Source organism: Pseudomonas sp. D1-36 (assembly GCF_051132205.1).
Taxonomy (GTDB): Bacteria; Pseudomonadota; Gammaproteobacteria; order Pseudomonadales; family Pseudomonadaceae; genus Aquipseudomonas.
This window is the reverse complement of the sequence record NZ_CP071674.1, coordinates 5,508,688-5,524,788: the sequence shown is the minus strand read 5'-3', so window position 1 is coordinate 5,524,788 and position 16,101 is coordinate 5,508,688. Positions and strand designations below refer to the sequence as shown.

Genomic DNA, 16,101 nt, shown 5'->3' with positions numbered 1-16,101 from the left:
GTCAAAACTTAAACGAGAACACAACTATGCTTTTCTCCCGTAAACCTTTTGCTTCGGTTTCCAAGCGTCATTTGCTGATGGTTGCTGTGGGCTTCAGCACCGTACTGACTGGCTGCGCTTCGTCGCCGACGTCCAAGGTCGCCTCGAGCACCAAGGTCGAGTACTACCCCAACTGCTACGAGCCGGTGCAGCACCTGCGCTCCACCGAAGGGAACATGACCAAGTCGGTCGTCACCGGCGCAGCCGTCGGTGCCGTCGGTGGTGCGCTGCTGGGCGCCTTGACCGCCGACAAGGAAGACCGTGGCCGTAACGCCGCCATCGGTGCCGCGGGCGGCGCCTTGGCCGGTGGCGCTACCGGTTACTACACCGAGCGCCAGAAGCAGATCGCCGATGACAACATGCGCATCGCCTCCTACGCCGCCGACGTCAGCAAGAGCGCTTCGGACATCGACCGCAGCACCGCCTACGCCAAGGCGTCGCAACAGTGCTACCAGAACGCGTTCAGCAAACTGGTCGCCGACCGCAAGGCCAAGACCGTCAACGACACCGAAGGCCGCAAGCGCCTGGCAGAAATCGTTGCCGGCCTGAAAGAATCCAATGACCTGATCGTCGCGGTGAACGGCAAGGCTTCCGAAGACCTGAACAACTACACCCAGGCCTACGAGAAGGACCTGCAGCAAGTGGGTGTGCAGCGTACTGACGTGGTGACCGTGGCCACTGCCGACACCACGCAGGTTGTGGCGGCGCAGACCAGCACCAAGACCAAGAAGAAAGTGACGCCGGCGAAGAAGAAAGAACTGCCAGCCGTGCCGAAAGAAGCGGTCGCTACCGAGAAGACCCTGCAGACCGCCAAGGCCAAGCAGGATGAAAGCAAACAGGTTGCCAGCGCGGGTACTACGCAGGTGAACAGCATGTGCAAAAACCCGGACCTGGGCGATTGGGCACCGGTGCCTTGCCCGAATGTTTGATCGGGGGCATATCCGTTGCTGCGGTAACGGCTGCTTAGGGTTTCGCCCTTACGGCGACTCACTTTTTTTCAGACGCCAAAAAAAGTGAGCAAAAAAGCTTGGCCCCACCACTCGGTGCCTCGCCTAGGCTCGGCATGCCCTCACTCCGGCATTGCTCCGTGGGCCCGCCGCGAAGGGTCATCCATGACCCAGCGCGGCTAACCCGGCATCCATGCCGGGTTGCCCACTCCACAATGCCTGCGTTCAGCCATCGTGGTTAACGGGGCCTGACAGATCAAAAGCCGAGCCGAGGCGGCCTTGAAGCCGACCTGGCTCTCGGTGGGACCGCGTTTCCCCTGTGGGAGCGAGCTTGCTTGCGAAGGCGGCCGTTCAGCTTGCATCGATAGCGACTGATCGACCGCTTTCGCGAGCAAGCTCGCTCCCACATTTGTTTTGTGGTGACTGAAATATTTGCGACAACCCCGATCCCTTGTGGGAGCGAGCCTGCTCGCGAAGGCGTCGGTTCAGCTTGCCACTATGTCCGTCCTATCCCTTGGCTGCAGACGCCGCCACCCCCTTCGTCTCCAAATGATCCAGCGCGCGCTCAACCAACAACTGAACCCCATCAGCCATTCGACTGATCGCCAGGGCTACACAGCGGCGTGATTCGTCGATGTCGTCGGCCAGGTCGGCGGCGATTTTTGCGATGACGAATAGAGGTTAGCCGCGCTCGGTTGCCCTGCCTAGTTCATGAACAGCCCGGCGTTTTGAAGGAAATCTCCGACGGGTCTGAAGGCCATGGAATGCCGCTTCTAAACATGACTTGGCAGTCATCATGCGCAAAAGATAGCCGATCTTCCTTAAACCGGATTCGATGATGGCGTTCCGCTGGAGAAGCGATAAACTGCGCCAGCCGTTCATTTTTCTCACGAGGCTGTGCCAATGAAATTTCGTTTCTTGCTGTGGATGCTGGGGTGGTTGATGGGCAAGGCCAGCCGCACCAATCCGGCTTTCCAGCAGCAGCTGGGCGACAAGGAGCTGGTGTTTCAACTGCAAACCCTGGACGGCAAGGTCGCTCGGTATTTCACCGTGAAGAACCAGCGCATCACCAGCCAGTCGGGTGTTTATCCAACGCCGGCCTTCGCCATCGCGTTCAAGGATGCAGGCTATGGCTTCGCCACGATGCAGGCGAAGAACAAGCAACTGGCGTTCATGACCGGGATCCAGGACAAGTCGATCCAGATCAAGGGTAATCCGGCGCTGGTGATCTGGTTTCAGGGGTTGATGAAGTATTTGAAGCCGAGGAAGGCCAAGAAGGTCTAGTCGAGAACCCCGTGGCGAGGGAGCTTGCTCCCGCTGGGCTGCGAAGCAGCCCCAAATAGGCTAGTGCGTTTGCGCTGACGGATCGCGTCGGCAGGTTTTGCGTCTGCTGCGCAGCCGAACGGGAGCAAGCTCCCTCGCCACAACAGCCCTTGTGCCGCTGCGTTTAATGGCTGAACTGCGAAGCCAATTCCCGCAGTAGCACCTCGGCTTCAAGCACCTTGCTCACCACATCATTGGCCTTTTCCCGAGTCAGCCCAACGCGTTCGAGCAGGGCATCGGGGATGTCCTCATCCGGTCCGGAGCCGATGCTGCGTGAGCGCAGCAGGCGTACGGCCAGGCACACCAGGTTCGGGTAGGCGGCGTATTCGCCGTCGTAGTGGGGGTCGTGCTGGAAGCGCAGGGCGGTGGCCAGTTCGTCGGGCATGTCCCAGTAGCGCATCAGCCAGGCGCCGATCTGCTCGCGGCTGATGCCCAGCAGGTGTTGCTCCACATAGCTGTGGCACAGGTGCGGGTTGACTTCCAGGTGCCGGCAGATCAAGGAGAAATGCGGCGGGAAGACGTGGGCCAGCAGCAGGTAGCCAAAATTGTGCAGCAAGCCCGACAGGTAGGTCAGGCCGCCCTCCGGGCGCTGGGCGCGGGGCATGGCGCGGGTCAGGCCTTCGATGACGGCGGCGGTGTAGATCGATTGCTGCCAGTACGGCGTGGTGTGTTGCGGGTGGTCCTTGGGCAGGCTCAGGGTCTTGCCCAGGGCCAGGCCCAGCGCCAGGTTGATCACCAGGTCGAAGCCCAGCACCCGGACGATGGCGTCTTCCACCGAGCGGATCTTGCCCGGCGATGCGTAATACGGCGATGCGGCCCAGCTCACCACTTGGGCGGCCAGTGCGGGGTCGGTTTCGACCACGCCGGTGATGTCGTCGATGGTGGCGTCAGGGTCGACCCGCAGCTTGATGATTTTTTGCGCGGTTTCGGCCAGCGGCGGGATCTCGATGGTCTCTTCCAGCCGTTGCTGGATACGCCGGGCGGTGAATGCCTGAACGGCTTGGGTGATTTCCTTGCGGTCGTCATCCGGGCGGTCCAGGTTCGGGGAGATATTGCCCAAGGGTTCGCCAAACGTCGCGGCGCTGGCCTTGGTGAGCATGGTCTTGAAGGCTTCGCTGGTGACTTCCAGCAGCAGCCCCGGCTCGCCTGAGTTGATCAGCAGCTTGGGCTCGCGCAGCAAGCCTTCTTCGTACAGGCATGGCGAGCTGGTCAGCGCGGGTAGGCCCGGCAGCAGGCTTAGGCTGTGCTTGCCCAGCATGCGCTCCAGGCGCTCGGTCGGCACCGCCGTGAGTTTGCGGCCAGTGAGTTCGGCCAGACGGTTGAGGTCCAGCAACTGATTTTGTGGAAACAGGACCATGAGCGCGCCGACGGCATCGTGCAGCAGCACGGCTTGCACTTTGCGAGCAGGATTCAGGCCCGGTCGCTCGATGATTTCGTCGAAGGCGATGCCCAGTTTTTCGAGCAATTGCCGAATAACAGACGGAGCGTGCGGGGTTACGGGGACGAGGGCAGCTTCGGTCATGGTCGGTGTCCGTATTCTACAAGTGGGTCAGTATAACCAGCTTGTCCAGAAGGCGCGTCCAGAAAACTGAGCGCGTGCTCACACTTGGCCGTATTGCTGCCCATGGCGCAGCCAGCGATCCAGCAGCGGGCTCACATGGTCGGGCCAGCGCTCCAGCAGCGCCTGGGCGGCGTCGCGAACCGCCGGGAGCAGGTCGGCGTCGCGCATCAGGTCGGCCACCTTGAATTGAAGCAGACCGGTCTGGCGCGTGCCGAGCATTTCGCCTGGGCCGCGCAGTTCGAGGTCTTTTTCGGCGATCACGAAACCGTCGTTGGTTTCGCGCATGATGCCCAAGCGCTGGCGACCGATCTGTGACAGCGGCGGGTGATAAAGCAGCACGCAATGGCTGGCGGCACTGCCCCGGCCGACCCGGCCGCGCAGCTGGTGCAACTGCGCCAGGCCCAGGCGCTCGGGGTTTTCGATGATCATCAAGCTGGCGTTGGGAACATCGACGCCGACCTCGATCACGGTGGTGGCGACCAGCAGTTGCAGGACGCCGGCCTTGAACTCGGCCATGACCGCCGCTTTTTCGGCAGGCTTCATGCGGCCGTGGATCAGCCCGACTTTCAACTCGCCGAGGGCGGCGGTGAGGTCTTCAAAAGTAGTCTCGGCTGCCTGGCAGGTCAGCTCTTCCGACTCTTCGATCAGGGTGCACACCCAATAGGCTTGCCGGCCTTCGGCGCAGGCGCTGCGTACGCGCTCGATCACTTCGACCCGCCGGGTGTCGGTGACCAGCACGGTATTGACCGGCGTGCGACCGGGAGGCAGTTCGTCGAGGATCGAGGTGTCGAGGTCGGCGTAGGCGCTCATCGCCAGGGTCCGTGGGATCGGCGTCGCGGTCATGATCAACTGGTGCGGGCACATGCGCCCGCCGACGCCTTTCTGCCGCAGGGCCAGGCGCTGTTGGACGCCGAAGCGGTGTTGTTCGTCGATGATCACCAGGGCCAGGTTCTTGAACTGCACTTCGTCCTGGAACAGAGCGTGGGTGCCGACCACCATCGGCGCGCCCTCGGCGATTTGCGCGAGGGCGGCGGCGCGGTTCTTGCCCTTGAGCTTGCCGGCCAGCCAGGCGACTTCGATGCCCAGAGGTTCGAGCCAGCGCTGGAAGGTGATGAAATGTTGCTCGGCCAGGATCTCCGTGGGCGCCATCAAGGCCACTTGATAACCGGCTTCCAACGCTTGCAGCGCGGCGAGGGCGGCGACCACGGTCTTGCCCGCGCCGACGTCGCCCTGGATCAGCCGCAGCATCGGCTCTGGCTGGCTCAGGTCGTAGGCGATTTCGTTGCCGACCCGCTGCTGCGCGCCGGTGGGGGTGAAACCGAGGTTGGCCAGGTAACGGGCCGGCAGCTTCGTCGCCTTGGGCATGGCCGGGGCGCGCAGCGAGCGCAGGCTTTCGCGCAGGCGTTGCTGGGACAGTTGATGGGTCAGCAGTTCTTCAAAGGCAAGGCGATGCTGGGCCCAGTGATGTCCGAGAGCGAGCTCTTCCACATCTGCATCGGCGGGCGGGTGATGCAGATAGCGAATCGCGTCGGCCAGTGGCGCGAGCTGATAGTCCCGGGCCAACTCCTTGGGCAGCCAGTCCGGCAGGCTGGTGGGGCCGAGCATTGTCAGGGTCTGCTGGCAGAGTTGGCGCAGGCGCTGTTGGGTCAGGCCTTCGGTGAGCGGGTAGACCGGCGTCAGGGTTTCCGCGACGGGCGGCGGTTCGTCGCCGGTGATGGCGCGGTATTCCGGATGATAGATCTCCAGCCCCGAGGCTCCGGGCCGCGCCTCGCCGTAGCAGCGCACGCGGGTGCCACGCTTGAGGCCTTCCTTTTGCGCATTGCTGAAATGATAGAAACGCAGACTGAGCCCGCCGGTGCCGTCCTGCAGGCGCACCACCAGGCTACGACGCCGGCCCATGACCACGTCGGCGCCGCTGACGGTGCCTTCCACCACTGCATCCTGCCCAGGCCGCAAATGGCCGATGGGCACCACGCGGGTGCGATCCTGATAACGCAGCGGCAGGTGGAACAGCACGTCCTGGAGGGTTTCCAGGCCGACCTTGGCCAACTTTTCGGCCATGGCTTCACCGACACCCTTGAGTGCCGTGACCGGCACTTTCGACAGCTCAGTCATGGCAGCGGCTTACTTGGCGGCGGGCGGCTTGGCCACGGAACACAGGCGGATCGAGTCGGCGAGGATCTCGATGGCCTTGGGTCGCGGGAAGCTGGCGCGCCAGGCAATGGCAACGGTGCGGAACGGCACGGGCGCGGTCAATGGGCGGACTTCGATCACGCCGGGGGAGTAATGATGGCTGTCCACCGCCGACAACGGCAGGATGGAAATGCCCAGGCCGGAAGCAACCATGTGGCGAATGGTTTCCAGAGAGCTGGATTCCACCGTGGTGTGTTTGGCGCCTTCGCTGCCCTTGGTCAACGTCGGGCAGGCTTCCAGCACCTGGTCGCGGAAGCAGTGGCCTTCGCCCAGCAACAACAGGCTCTTGTCGTTGAGCAGACCGGCGTCGATGGTTTTTTTCTGGGTCCAGGGGTGCTGGGCCGGCATCAGGACGTAGAACGGCTCGTCGTAGAGCGGCAGGGTCAGGACATCGGCTTCGTTGAACGGCAGGGCGATGATGATTGCGTCCAGCTCGCCGTTGCGCAGCTTGTCGCGCAGCACGTGGGTGAAGTTTTCTTCGATGTACAACGGCATCTGCGGGGCGACCCGGTGCAGTTGTGGAATCAGGTGCGGGAACAGGTACGGGCCAACGGTGTAGATCGCGCCGACTTTCAATGGGGCGGTCAGCTGGTTCTTGCCGGCCTGGGCCAGCTCGCGAATGCCCTGGGCCTGTTCCAGGACCTTTTGCGCCTGGGCCACGATGCCTTCACCGACCGGGGTCAGGCGCACCGCGCTTTTGCTGCGCTCGAAAATAAGCACACCGAGTTCGTCTTCAAGCTTTTTCACACCCACCGACAGTGTCGGCTGGCTGACATGGCAACGCTCGGCCGCATGGCCGAAATGCTGCTCTTGGGCGAGGGTCACGATGTAGCGTAATTCTGTGAGGGTCATGGCGAAACGTCCGTGAAGTTGCGAGCCAAGCATACCGGCTGCAATCGATAGACGCACGTTATCAGACTGGAGGCGCGGTGCGACACTGTCGAATGTCTGTGTGGTCGTTGCCGGATATGAAAAAAGGCATCTCTCGATGCCTTTGTTTGATTGTGGCGAGGGAGCTTGCTCCCGCTGGCCTGCGCAGCAGGCCCCGGTTCGGTGGATGCGACCAGCCTGATGCATCGCGTTCACCGGTTTGGGGCCGCTTCGCGGCCCAGCGGGAGCAAGCTCCCTCGCCACCAGGTTCACCCTGTCATCGGGTGTTTGGGTCAGCGGCGTCGCTTGTCGATGGAGTACAGGAACGGCGCCGTCAGCTCGACCGTGCCGTTGGTCAGCAGGTCGGCCGGTGGCTTGGGCAGCGGTTGGGCGCGACGGATCATGTCCAGGGTGGCCCGGTCCAGATCGGCGTTGCCTGACTTGCCCACCAGTTCGAAGGACAACACGTTGCCTTCGGCATCCACCACGAACCGCAGGCGGTTCATGCCTTCCTTGCCGCGTGCCTGGGCGCTGGCCGGGTACTTCTTGTATTTGCCCAGGTGCGCCAGCAGTGTGCCTTGCCAGCTCGCCTTGGCCGCCATTTGCGCGGGCGACGGGCCTGGGGCCGGTTGTGCGGACTTTTCGGTCGGCGCCTGGGTGGGCTGAGTGTCGGCGGGCTTTTGCTCCGACGGCGTTTCCTTCGGCGGCTCCGGTTTTTTCTCCACTGGCTTGGGCTTGGGCGGCTGGGGCTTCGGCTTGGGCTTGACCGGCTTGGGCACGGCGATTTCCGCCTTCGGTGCTTCGGCCAGTTTTGGCAATGGCAGCTCTTCCACCGGCTCCGGAGGCGTCGGCGGTGTGACGACTTTCGGCGGTGCGGGCGGTGGCGGGGCAGGAACCGGCGCCAGCTCGACCATCATCGCCTGGGGCGGCAATTCGAGGGGCGGACGCGTCGTCCAGTTCAGCGCCAGCGCGATGGCAAGCGCGTGCACGCCCAGCACCACGGCGAGGCTACCGCTGTAACGCGTCAGTTTTTGGCGCGTCGTGATCATTTCTTCGGCGCCGTCTCGAGTCCGACCAGGCCGACCTTCAAGTAACCGGCGCCGCGCAGGGCGTCCATCACGCTCATCAGGTCGCCATAGTCCACGCCTTTGTCGGCCTGGAAGAAGATCGTCGTGTCTTTCTTGCCCTGGGTCTTGGCATCGAGGGTCGGGCCGAGGCTCTCGACCTTGATTTCCTCTTCGCCCAGGAACAGGCGCTGGTCCGCCTTGACGCTCAGGAACACCGGTTTCTCGGGTCGTGGCGACGGCTTGGCCGTGGACGCGGGAAGGTCAACCTTGATGTCCACGGTGGCGAGCGGGGCGGCCACCATGAAGATGATCAACAGCACCAGCATCACGTCGATGAACGGCGTGACATTGATTTCGTGGTTCTCGGCCAGATCGTCGTCTGCGCCTTCTTTCAAATGCAGGCCCATGGCCGATTACCCCACTTTCACCATGTGTGGTTGCGAGCCACGCTCGGGCGGCAGGTGATCGAGGTCGCGACTGACCAGCAACAGGACTTCGGCCGAAGCGTCGGAAACCTGGGCCTTGTAACCGGCGATGGAGCGGGCGAAGACGTTGTAGATAACCACCGCCGGGATGGCCGCGACCAGGCCCAATGCGGTCGCCAGCAAGGCCTCGGCGATACCGGGGGCAACGACGGCAAGGTTGGTGGTCTGGGTCTTGGCGATGCCGATGAAGCTGTTCATGATCCCCCACACGGTGCCGAACAGGCCGACGAACGGCGCAGTGGAACCGATGGTGGCGAGTACGCCGGTGCCGCTGCTCATGTTGCGACCGCAGGCCGCGACCAGGCGCTCGAGGCGGAAGCTCACGCGCTCCTTGATGCCCTCCTTCTCGCGGCTGTTGGCCGACAGGCGCATTTCTTCGAGCGCATCGTGGACCAGCAGGTTGGCGAGTGTGCCTTCCTTGCCGGCGGTGGCACTGGCTTCCTTGAGAGTGGTGGCTTTTTTCAGCGCGGCGATTTCACCCCGCAGGCGACGCTTGGCGCCAAGCAGTTCAAAGCCCTTGGCGATCCAGATCGTCCAAGTGATGATCGAGGCGATGGCCAGGCCGATCATCACGGCTTTGACGACCACGTCGGCGTTTTTGTACATGCCCCACGGCGACAGGTCGTGGGCCATGCCCAGGGTATTGTCGGCTTCGAGCACTTGAGGCGCCTCGGCCTCGACGGCCTGGCTCGGATCGGTGGCCACGGGCGTTGCAGCAGGTGCGGCCGGGTCCGCCGGTGCCTGGGTGGCAGCAGGCGTGGTGGCGGGGGTCGATGCGGGCGTCTGCGCATCAGCGAAGGCGGCGCTCGGCGCCAGCATCAGACTGAGCAGCAAGGCTGCCACGGCGCCCCAGGCGCGGGGTCGGTTGGTTGGCGAAGCGGAAGAGAAAGAACGTGTCATGCTGGCCGGACCTGAGAATAAAAGAAGGTTGATGTTCTTCCAGGCCTCGTGAGGCCGAGAACAAAAGTGGCGAGCATTATTGCAAGTAATTCTTGTTAACAAAAGTAATACAGTAACTTTTTTTGCTTCATGGCTAGCCGCTCGTCCAGTGCGAAGGCTAGTCTGCGGCTTTCCCAGAGGAGTTCTTGATGTCCGCGCCTTCTGTTTTGATCGCCGGTTGTGGTGATATAGGCGGCCGCCTGGCGAGCCAGCTCGTGGCCGAACATTGGCGGGTCCATGGCTTGCGGCGTACGGTTTCGAACCTGCCGGCCGGGGTTGTCGGTGTCGCGGGGGACCTGTTCAGTGCGCAGTGTCCCGTCGACTGGCCTGTGGGGTCGTTGGATTATCTGGTGTACAGCGCCGCCGCTACCGATCATGACGAGGCGGGCTATCGTGCCGCTTATGTCGAAGGGTTACAGCATGTGTTGGGCTGGCTGGAACAGCATGGCCAGCGGCCCAAACGATTGCTCTTTGTGTCCAGCAGCAGCGTGTATGGACAGCAGGGCGGGGAGTGGGTGGACGAAAGCTCGCCCACCGAGGCGGGCGGTTATTCCGGGCGAGTGATGCTGGAAGCCGAGCAGGTGGCACTCGACAGCGGCATCCCGGCCAGTCGCATACGCCTGACCGGCATCTACGGACCGGGGCGGGAATGGCTGCTGAGCCAGGTGCGCCAAGGTTATCGCGTGGTGACCGACCCGCCGCTCTATGCCAACCGCATCCACGCCGACGATGCCGCCGGCCTGCTGGCGTTTCTGCTGAAAGCTGATCATCAGGGCAAGACGCTGGAAGACTGCTACATCGGCGTCGATGACACCCCCGCGCCGCTGGCCGAGGTGGTGGGTTGGTTGCGTGACTACATGGGCGTTACCGAATGGGCCGACGACGCCAGCGTGCGCCGCGCCGGCAGCAAGCGCTGCAGCAACGCCCGGGCCAAGGCGTTGGGCTGGACGCCGCGTTATCCGAGCTTTCGCGAGGGGTATGCGGCGATTCTGGAAGGTCGTTGCTGATTCGCCTGACAGCCCCAAACCAACTGTGTGAGCGAGCTTGCTCGCGATGAGGCCCTAACAGTCAACATCAAGGTTGACCGTTACACCGCCATCGCGAGCAAGCTCGTTCCCACAGGGGGCACACCGGGTTATTGCTTTTCAAGCACCCATTTGCGATCACCCGGCGTGAATGACGGCATTTCATCCGCCAGCGCCGCGTTCACGGTCTGGAAGATTTCCAGTTTCTTGCCGTCGCGGGAAAAAATCCAAGTGTTGCCCTGACCGTTCTGTTGCAGCCAGATGTTGTCGTTGCCACCGCTCATGGAGGCGCAGTCGCCAGCCAGGCACAAGGCGTAGCGATCAGTGCCCGGCAAGCCGCTGACTTGACCATCGGGCTGGAATTGCACGGTGGCGCCCTGGCCAGGACCTTCGGCAATGTTCCAGATGCCGCCGAGATAAGCCGAATACAGGGCGCGCTCGAAACTGGCGCCAATCGGCGCGCCTTCCGGTACCTGTACTTGGGCGCGGTCGAACACTTGCTGTGGTTCGTTTTCGGTGGCGGCCTGGCTCAACTGGTCGCCGTCGCGCTTGAGTTCGCTGGCCGAGCTGCCGTAGAAGTCGACTTTCCAGGCGCCGTCTTCTTCGCCCAGCAACTTGCCTTCGACATTCTCAAAACCATTGGTGTAACGCGCCTGGCCAGCCCGGGTGTTGACGTCCCATTCCAGGTTCGGGCCATAGGCCTGCAATGCTTCGCGAAGCGGGCCGCCTTTGGCGGCAGCGTCGATGGCGGCCTGGTTGATCCAGGTGCCGCTGATGTCACGGTCTGCAGGGTCGCTGGCGCAGCCGCCCAGGAGCAGGGCGAGCAGGGAGAAAGCAAGCGCTTTGCGCATGATGGAATCCTTTCAGAACGAAAACGGCGCAGCGGGAGAGGCTGCGCCGGGCGTTTTACTCGATGACCAGGATGGCATCCATCTCGACCTGGGCGCCTTTTGGCAAGGCAGCCACGCCAATGGCAGCGCGGGCAGGGTAAGGCTGGTCGAAATACTTGCCCATGATCTCGTTGACCTTGGCGAAGTGGCTCAGGTCGGTGAGGAAGATGTTGAGTTTGACGATGTCCTTGAACGAGCCGCCGGCAGCTTCGGCCACGGCTTTCAGGTTCTCGAACACTTGCACGGTCTGGGCTTCGAAGCCCTCGACCAGCTCCATGGTTTTCGGGTCCAGCGGGATTTGCCCCGACATGTAAACGGTGTTGCCCGCCTTGATCGCCTGGGAATAAGTACCGATGGCGGCCGGGGCCTTGTCGCTGGAGATAACGGTCTTGGTCATTCATGACTCCTTGTAACGAGGGCGAGTGAGACGCTATGCGCGCATGCGAGTGATGCGGATGACCCCTGTCAGGGCGCGCAGTTTCTTGATCACGCGGGCCAGGTGTACGCGGTCGTGCACGCTGACCACCAGTTGGACGACGCTGATGCGACCGTCGCGTTCGTCCATGCTGATTTTCTCGATGTTGCCGTCGGCGGCGTTGACGCTGCTGGCCAGCAGTGCGATCAGGCCGCGCTGGTGCTCCAGCTCGACGCGCAGTTCGACATTGAATTCGCCGGTGACATCCTTGGCCCACGAAAGCTGGATGCATTTTTCCGGGTTGTGGCGGATTTCGCTGATATTGCGGCAGTTGTCCAGGTGCACCACCATCCCTTTGCCGGCGGACAGATGGCCGACAATCGGATCGCCAGGAATCGGCGTACAACACTTGGCGTAACTGAGGACCAGGCCTTCGGTGCCGCGAATCGCCAGCGGACCTTCAGGGCTCGGCAATTGTTCGCCTTCGCCGAGCAGTCGGCGGGCGACGACGTAGGCCATGCGATTGCCCAAACCGATGTCCTCGAGCAGATCTTCGATCAATTCGAGACGGTATTCGTGGAGCATGACCTGTACGCGCTCGGCCGGGATCTTGTCCAGGGAACTGTCGAAGCCGTTCAGTACCTTGTTCAGCAGGCGTTCGCCCAGGCTGATGGACTCGGAGCGACGTTGCAGCTTCAGCGCATGGCGGATATGCGTGCGGGCCTTGCCGGTGACCACAAAGTTGAGCCACGCCGGGTTGGGGCGCGCGCCGGGGGCGCTGACGATTTCCACAGTGGAGCCGCTTTGCAGCGGTTCGGACAACGGTGCCAGGCGACGATTGATGCGACAGGCAATGCAGCTGTTGCCGACGTCGGTGTGCACGGCGTAGGCGAAATCCACCGCTGTGGACCCTTTGGGCAGCTCCATGATCCGGCCCTTGGGCGTGAAGACGTAGACCTCGTCCGGGAACAGGTCGATCTTCACGCTCTCGATGAATTCCAGGGAATTGCCGGCCCGTTGCTGCATTTCCAGCACGCCCTTGACCCACTGCCGCGCGCGGGCGTGAGTGCTCTTGGGTTGCTCGTCGCCACTGGATTTGTACAACCAATGGGCGGCGATGCCGTTGTTGGCCATCTCTTCCATTTCACGGGTGCGGATCTGGATTTCGATCGGTACGCCGTGCATGCCGAACAGCGTGGTGTGCAGCGACTGGTAACCGTTGGCCTTGGGAATCGCGATGTAATCCTTGAAGCGCCCAGGCAGCGGTTTGTACAAATTATGGACAGCACCCAGCACGCGGTAGCAGGTATCGACCTTGTCGACGATGATCCGGAACGCATAGACGTCCATGATTTCGTTGAAGGCCCGGCGCTTGCCGCGCATTTTCTTGTAGATGCCGTACAGGTGTTTCTGCCGCCCGCTGACTTCGCCTTCGATGCCGTCGATGGCCAGACAGTGGCTCAGGGACTCTTCGATCTTGTTGACGATTTCCTTGCGATTGCCCCGGGCGCGCTTGACGGCCTGGTTGATGCGCGCCGAACGCATCGGGTGCATCGCCTTGAAACCCAGGTCCTCGAACTCGATGCGAATTGCGTGCATGCCCAGGCGATTGGCGATGGGTGCGTAGATTTCGAGGGTTTCCTTGGCGATTCGCCGGCGTTTCTCGCCGGACAGCACTTCCAGCGTGCGCATGTTGTGCAGGCGGTCGGCGAGCTTGACCAGGATCACGCGGATATCGCGGGCCATGGCCATGGCCATTTTCTGGAAGTTTTCGGCCTGGGCCTCGGCCTTGGTTTCGAAGTTCATCTGGGTCAGCTTGCTGACCCCGTCGACCAGTTCGGCCACGGTTTCGCCGAACTGCGCTTGCAGCGCTTCCTTGGCAATGCCGGTGTCTTCGATCACGTCATGGAGCATGGCCGCCATCAGGCTCTGATGGTCCATGTGCATGTCGGCAAGGATATTCGCCACCGCGAGCGGGTGCGTGACGTACGCCTCGCCGCTGCGGCGGCGCTGGCCGTCGTGGGCTTGTTCGGCGTAGAAATAGGCTCGGCGGACCAGGTTGACCTGGTCCGTGCCGAGGTAGGCCGATAAGCGATCGGCGAGGGCGTCTATGCTCGGCATGATAGTGACTCCTGCCGTGTGCTGTGACCCCGCGCCGTGCTACGTCGACCAGGCATAGGCTTAGACCGCCTCGTTGGACTCGTCCTCGAACGCTGCGAACAGCGGTTCGTCTTCAACGATTTCAGCGTTGGCGATGAACTCGTAGCTCATCAGGCCTTCGGCGATTTCACGCAGCGCTACCACGGTAGGCTTGTCGTTTTCCCACTGGACCAATGGCTCTTTGCCGCCGGTGGCCAGTTGACGGGCACGCTTGGTAGAGAGCATGACCAGCTCAAAGCGGTTTTCCACGTGTTCTAGGCAGTCTTCAACGGTTACGCGGGCCATGGTATTCCTCGGAGCGAATGCAATATGCGCGCTGCCCGGTTGGGCGAGCGGACTCAACAGTTTAAAAAAACACCAGCGTTTAGGGAAGCGCTGATTTTTTGATCAAACCCCTCGGCGCGCTGCGAGTACCAATGTAAAGCCGTCGCAGCGGTTTTGGGAAGGGCTGTTCAGCCCAGCAGTTCAGCCAAAAGCTTGCCGAAACGTTGCTGTTGGCGCTTCTGTTGCAGCTGGCTGGCGCGGAAAATCGCCTTCAGGTCGTCCAGCGCGTGGGCAAAATCGTCATTGATGATCAGATAATCGTAATCGACGTAATGGCTCATTTCGCTGACCGCTTCACGCATCCGGCCTTCGATGATTTCATCGCTGTCCTGGCCGCGGTTGGTCAGGCGTTGGCGCAAGGCTTGCTGGCTCGGCGGCAGGATGAAGATGGAGCGGGCCTGGGGCATCAGCTTGCGAACTTGTTCGGCGCCTTGCCAGTCGATTTCCAGGATCAGGTCGTGGCCTTCGTCGAGGGTTTGCTGGAGGTAGCTCTGCGAAGTGCCGTAGAGGTTGCCGAAGACTTCGGCGCGCTCGAGGAAATCGCCGTGCTCGGCCATCCTCACGAACTCTTCACGGTCAACGAAGTGATAGTTCACGCCATTCACTTCGCCCGGGCGCATGGCGCGGGTTGTGTGCGAGACCGAGACGCGGATCTGCGGCTCGGCATCGATCAATGCCTTGACCAGGCTGGTCTTGCCAGCGCCCGAGGGCGCGGAAATGATGTAGAGAGTGCCGGTGCTGTGGGTCATGTCGGGTTAGCCTTACTCAATGTTCTGCACTTGTTCGCGCATTTGCTCGATCAACACCTTGAGGTTGACCGCCGCCTGCGTGCTGCGCGGGTCGAAGGCTTTGGAGCCCAGTGTATTGGCTTCGCGGTTGAGCTCCTGCATCAGGAAGTCGAGGCGGCGACCGGCCGCGCCGCCGGACTTGAGCACCCGGCGAACTTCGATGATGTGGGTGCTCAGGCGATCCAGTTCTTCGGCCACGTCGCTTTTTTGCGCGAGCATGACCATTTCCTGTTCCAGGCGCTGCGGGTCCAGCTCGGCCTGCATGTCGGCGAAGCGGTCGAGGACTTTCTGGCGTTGGGTGGCGAGCATTTGCGGGACCAGTTCGCGCAGGGTGACGACATCTTCTTCAATAGAAGTCAGGCGCTCGTTGATCAGACGGGCCAGCTCCGCGCCTTCACGCTCGCGACCCGCCTTGAGTTCCTTCAGCCCTTGAGTGAAGAGTGCCAGCGCCTCGGCATTCAGCGCTTGGGGATCGCTCGCATCGCCGACCAGTACGCCTGGCCAGGCCAGTATTTCCAGCGGATTGAGGGCGGCGGGGTTCTTGATCAAGCCTGCGACGGTTTCTGCGGCCGCGACCAGTTGCGCGGCGCGTTCGCGATCGACCTGCAGCGTCTTGCCACTGCTTTCTTCGGTGAAGCGCAGGGTGCATTCCAATTTGCCCCGGGACAAGCCCTGGCGCAGCGCTTCGCGCACGCTGCCTTCCAGGTCGCGGAAGGATTCGGGCAGGCGCAGATGCGGCTCCAGGTAGCGGCTGTTGACCGAGCGCAATTCCCAGCTCAGCGTGCCTTGGGCGCCGGCCTTTTCGACTCGGGCGAAGGCGGTCATGCTGTGCACCATGGGGATTCCTCGCAATGCAAGCCGGCCACAATCGGTCGTCGTGGGGCCTGGGGTCTGTGGGTTGATGCTGAAGGACAGCAAAGGCGCAGGATTGTAGCGCAGTGCGACGCAAGCGCCCAAACAGCTCCGGTAACAAAGCGCTGCAGCCCGTCGGCCGGGGCTTTGAGCGCGTTCGTCCGTCGCGTTGGATTTTTAGACCTGCCTTATGGCAGCGCACGGCTTTATAATGCCCAGCAGT

The 16,101-nt window shown here is 62.4% G+C and carries 15 protein-coding genes and 1 pseudogene; 3 read left to right on the top strand and 13 right to left on the bottom strand.

Annotated features, from left to right (window positions below):
* Window positions 1–26 precede the first annotated feature (26 nt).
* On the top strand, window positions 27–968 hold the full coding sequence (tagQ, locus tag J3P76_RS24955; protein WP_420767147.1) for a type VI secretion system-associated lipoprotein TagQ: 942 nt from the start codon (window positions 27–29) through the stop codon (window positions 966–968).
* A gap of 525 nt (window positions 969–1,493) precedes the next feature.
* Here the strand turns inward: tagQ and J3P76_RS24950 are convergent.
* A pseudogene (locus J3P76_RS24950) lies at window positions 1,494–1,664 on the bottom strand (DUF6124 family protein); the annotation flags it as partial.
* Between the two features lie 225 nt (window positions 1,665–1,889).
* On the opposite strand from J3P76_RS24950, the gene J3P76_RS24945 reads away from it, so the two are divergent.
* On the top strand, window positions 1,890–2,270 hold the full coding sequence (locus tag J3P76_RS24945; protein WP_434608847.1) for a helicase: 381 nt from the start codon (window positions 1,890–1,892) through the stop codon (window positions 2,268–2,270).
* Window positions 2,271–2,433: 163 nt separating this feature from the next.
* Here the strand turns inward: J3P76_RS24945 and J3P76_RS24940 are convergent, their stop codons facing one another.
* The 6 genes from J3P76_RS24940 to exbB all read right to left on the bottom strand — a co-directional run bounded on the left by J3P76_RS24940 (window position 2,434) and on the right by exbB (window position 9,385).
* On the bottom strand, window positions 2,434–3,831 hold the full coding sequence (locus tag J3P76_RS24940) for an aminoacyl-tRNA deacylase and HDOD domain-containing protein (protein ID WP_420767150.1): 1,398 nt from the start codon (window positions 3,829–3,831) through the stop codon (window positions 2,434–2,436).
* 78 nt (window positions 3,832–3,909) lie between these two features.
* Entirely contained in the window at window positions 3,910–5,985 is a 2,076-nt protein-coding gene (recG, locus tag J3P76_RS24935) for an ATP-dependent DNA helicase RecG (RefSeq protein WP_420767151.1), read from the bottom strand.
* 9 nt (window positions 5,986–5,994) lie between these two features.
* Complete coding sequence (locus J3P76_RS24930) at window positions 5,995–6,915, bottom strand: hydrogen peroxide-inducible genes activator (RefSeq protein ID WP_039593629.1); 921 nt, start codon at window positions 6,913–6,915, stop codon at window positions 5,995–5,997.
* Between the two features lie 311 nt (window positions 6,916–7,226).
* Entirely contained in the window at window positions 7,227–7,982 is a 756-nt protein-coding gene (locus J3P76_RS24925; RefSeq protein WP_434561619.1) for an energy transducer TonB family protein, read from the bottom strand.
* Entirely contained in the window at window positions 7,979–8,407 is a 429-nt protein-coding gene (gene exbD / locus J3P76_RS24920) for a TonB system transport protein ExbD (RefSeq protein WP_030142181.1), read from the bottom strand. Before exbD ends, J3P76_RS24925 begins: the two co-directional genes overlap by 4 nt.
* A gap of 6 nt (window positions 8,408–8,413) precedes the next feature.
* Window positions 8,414–9,385, bottom strand: coding sequence for a tonB-system energizer ExbB (gene exbB / locus J3P76_RS24915; RefSeq protein WP_434608851.1), 972 nt, complete (start codon window positions 9,383–9,385; stop codon window positions 8,414–8,416).
* Between the two features lie 188 nt (window positions 9,386–9,573).
* Here exbB and J3P76_RS24910 point away from each other — a divergent pair, with 188 nt between their 5' ends.
* Window positions 9,574–10,431, top strand: a complete 858-nt coding sequence (locus J3P76_RS24910; protein WP_434608853.1) for an SDR family oxidoreductase — start codon at window positions 9,574–9,576, stop codon at window positions 10,429–10,431.
* Between the two features lie 128 nt (window positions 10,432–10,559).
* Here the strand turns inward: J3P76_RS24910 and J3P76_RS24905 are convergent, their stop codons facing one another.
* The 6 genes from J3P76_RS24905 to J3P76_RS24880 form a co-directional block, all read right to left on the bottom strand.
* The gene (locus J3P76_RS24905) at window positions 10,560–11,300 is read right to left on the bottom strand and encodes a hypothetical protein (protein WP_434561625.1); all 741 of its coding nucleotides are present in this window, start codon (window positions 11,298–11,300) and stop codon (window positions 10,560–10,562) included.
* A 55-nt stretch (window positions 11,301–11,355) separates the two neighbouring features.
* Entirely contained in the window at window positions 11,356–11,736 is a 381-nt protein-coding gene (locus J3P76_RS24900; protein ID WP_030142177.1) for a RidA family protein, read from the bottom strand.
* A gap of 33 nt (window positions 11,737–11,769) precedes the next feature.
* Window positions 11,770–13,875, bottom strand: a complete 2,106-nt coding sequence (gene spoT, locus J3P76_RS24895; RefSeq protein ID WP_030142176.1) for a bifunctional GTP diphosphokinase/guanosine-3',5'-bis pyrophosphate 3'-pyrophosphohydrolase — start codon at window positions 13,873–13,875, stop codon at window positions 11,770–11,772.
* A 60-nt stretch (window positions 13,876–13,935) separates the two neighbouring features.
* Window positions 13,936–14,199, bottom strand: a complete 264-nt coding sequence (rpoZ, locus tag J3P76_RS24890) for a DNA-directed RNA polymerase subunit omega (protein ID WP_003177259.1) — start codon at window positions 14,197–14,199, stop codon at window positions 13,936–13,938.
* Between the two features lie 167 nt (window positions 14,200–14,366).
* Complete coding sequence (gmk, locus tag J3P76_RS24885) at window positions 14,367–14,987, bottom strand: guanylate kinase (protein ID WP_047735756.1); 621 nt, start codon at window positions 14,985–14,987, stop codon at window positions 14,367–14,369.
* 12 nt (window positions 14,988–14,999) lie between these two features.
* Window positions 15,000–15,863, bottom strand: coding sequence for a YicC/YloC family endoribonuclease (locus tag J3P76_RS24880; RefSeq protein ID WP_420767156.1), 864 nt, complete (start codon window positions 15,861–15,863; stop codon window positions 15,000–15,002).
* Between the last annotated feature and the right edge of the window lie 238 nt (window positions 15,864–16,101).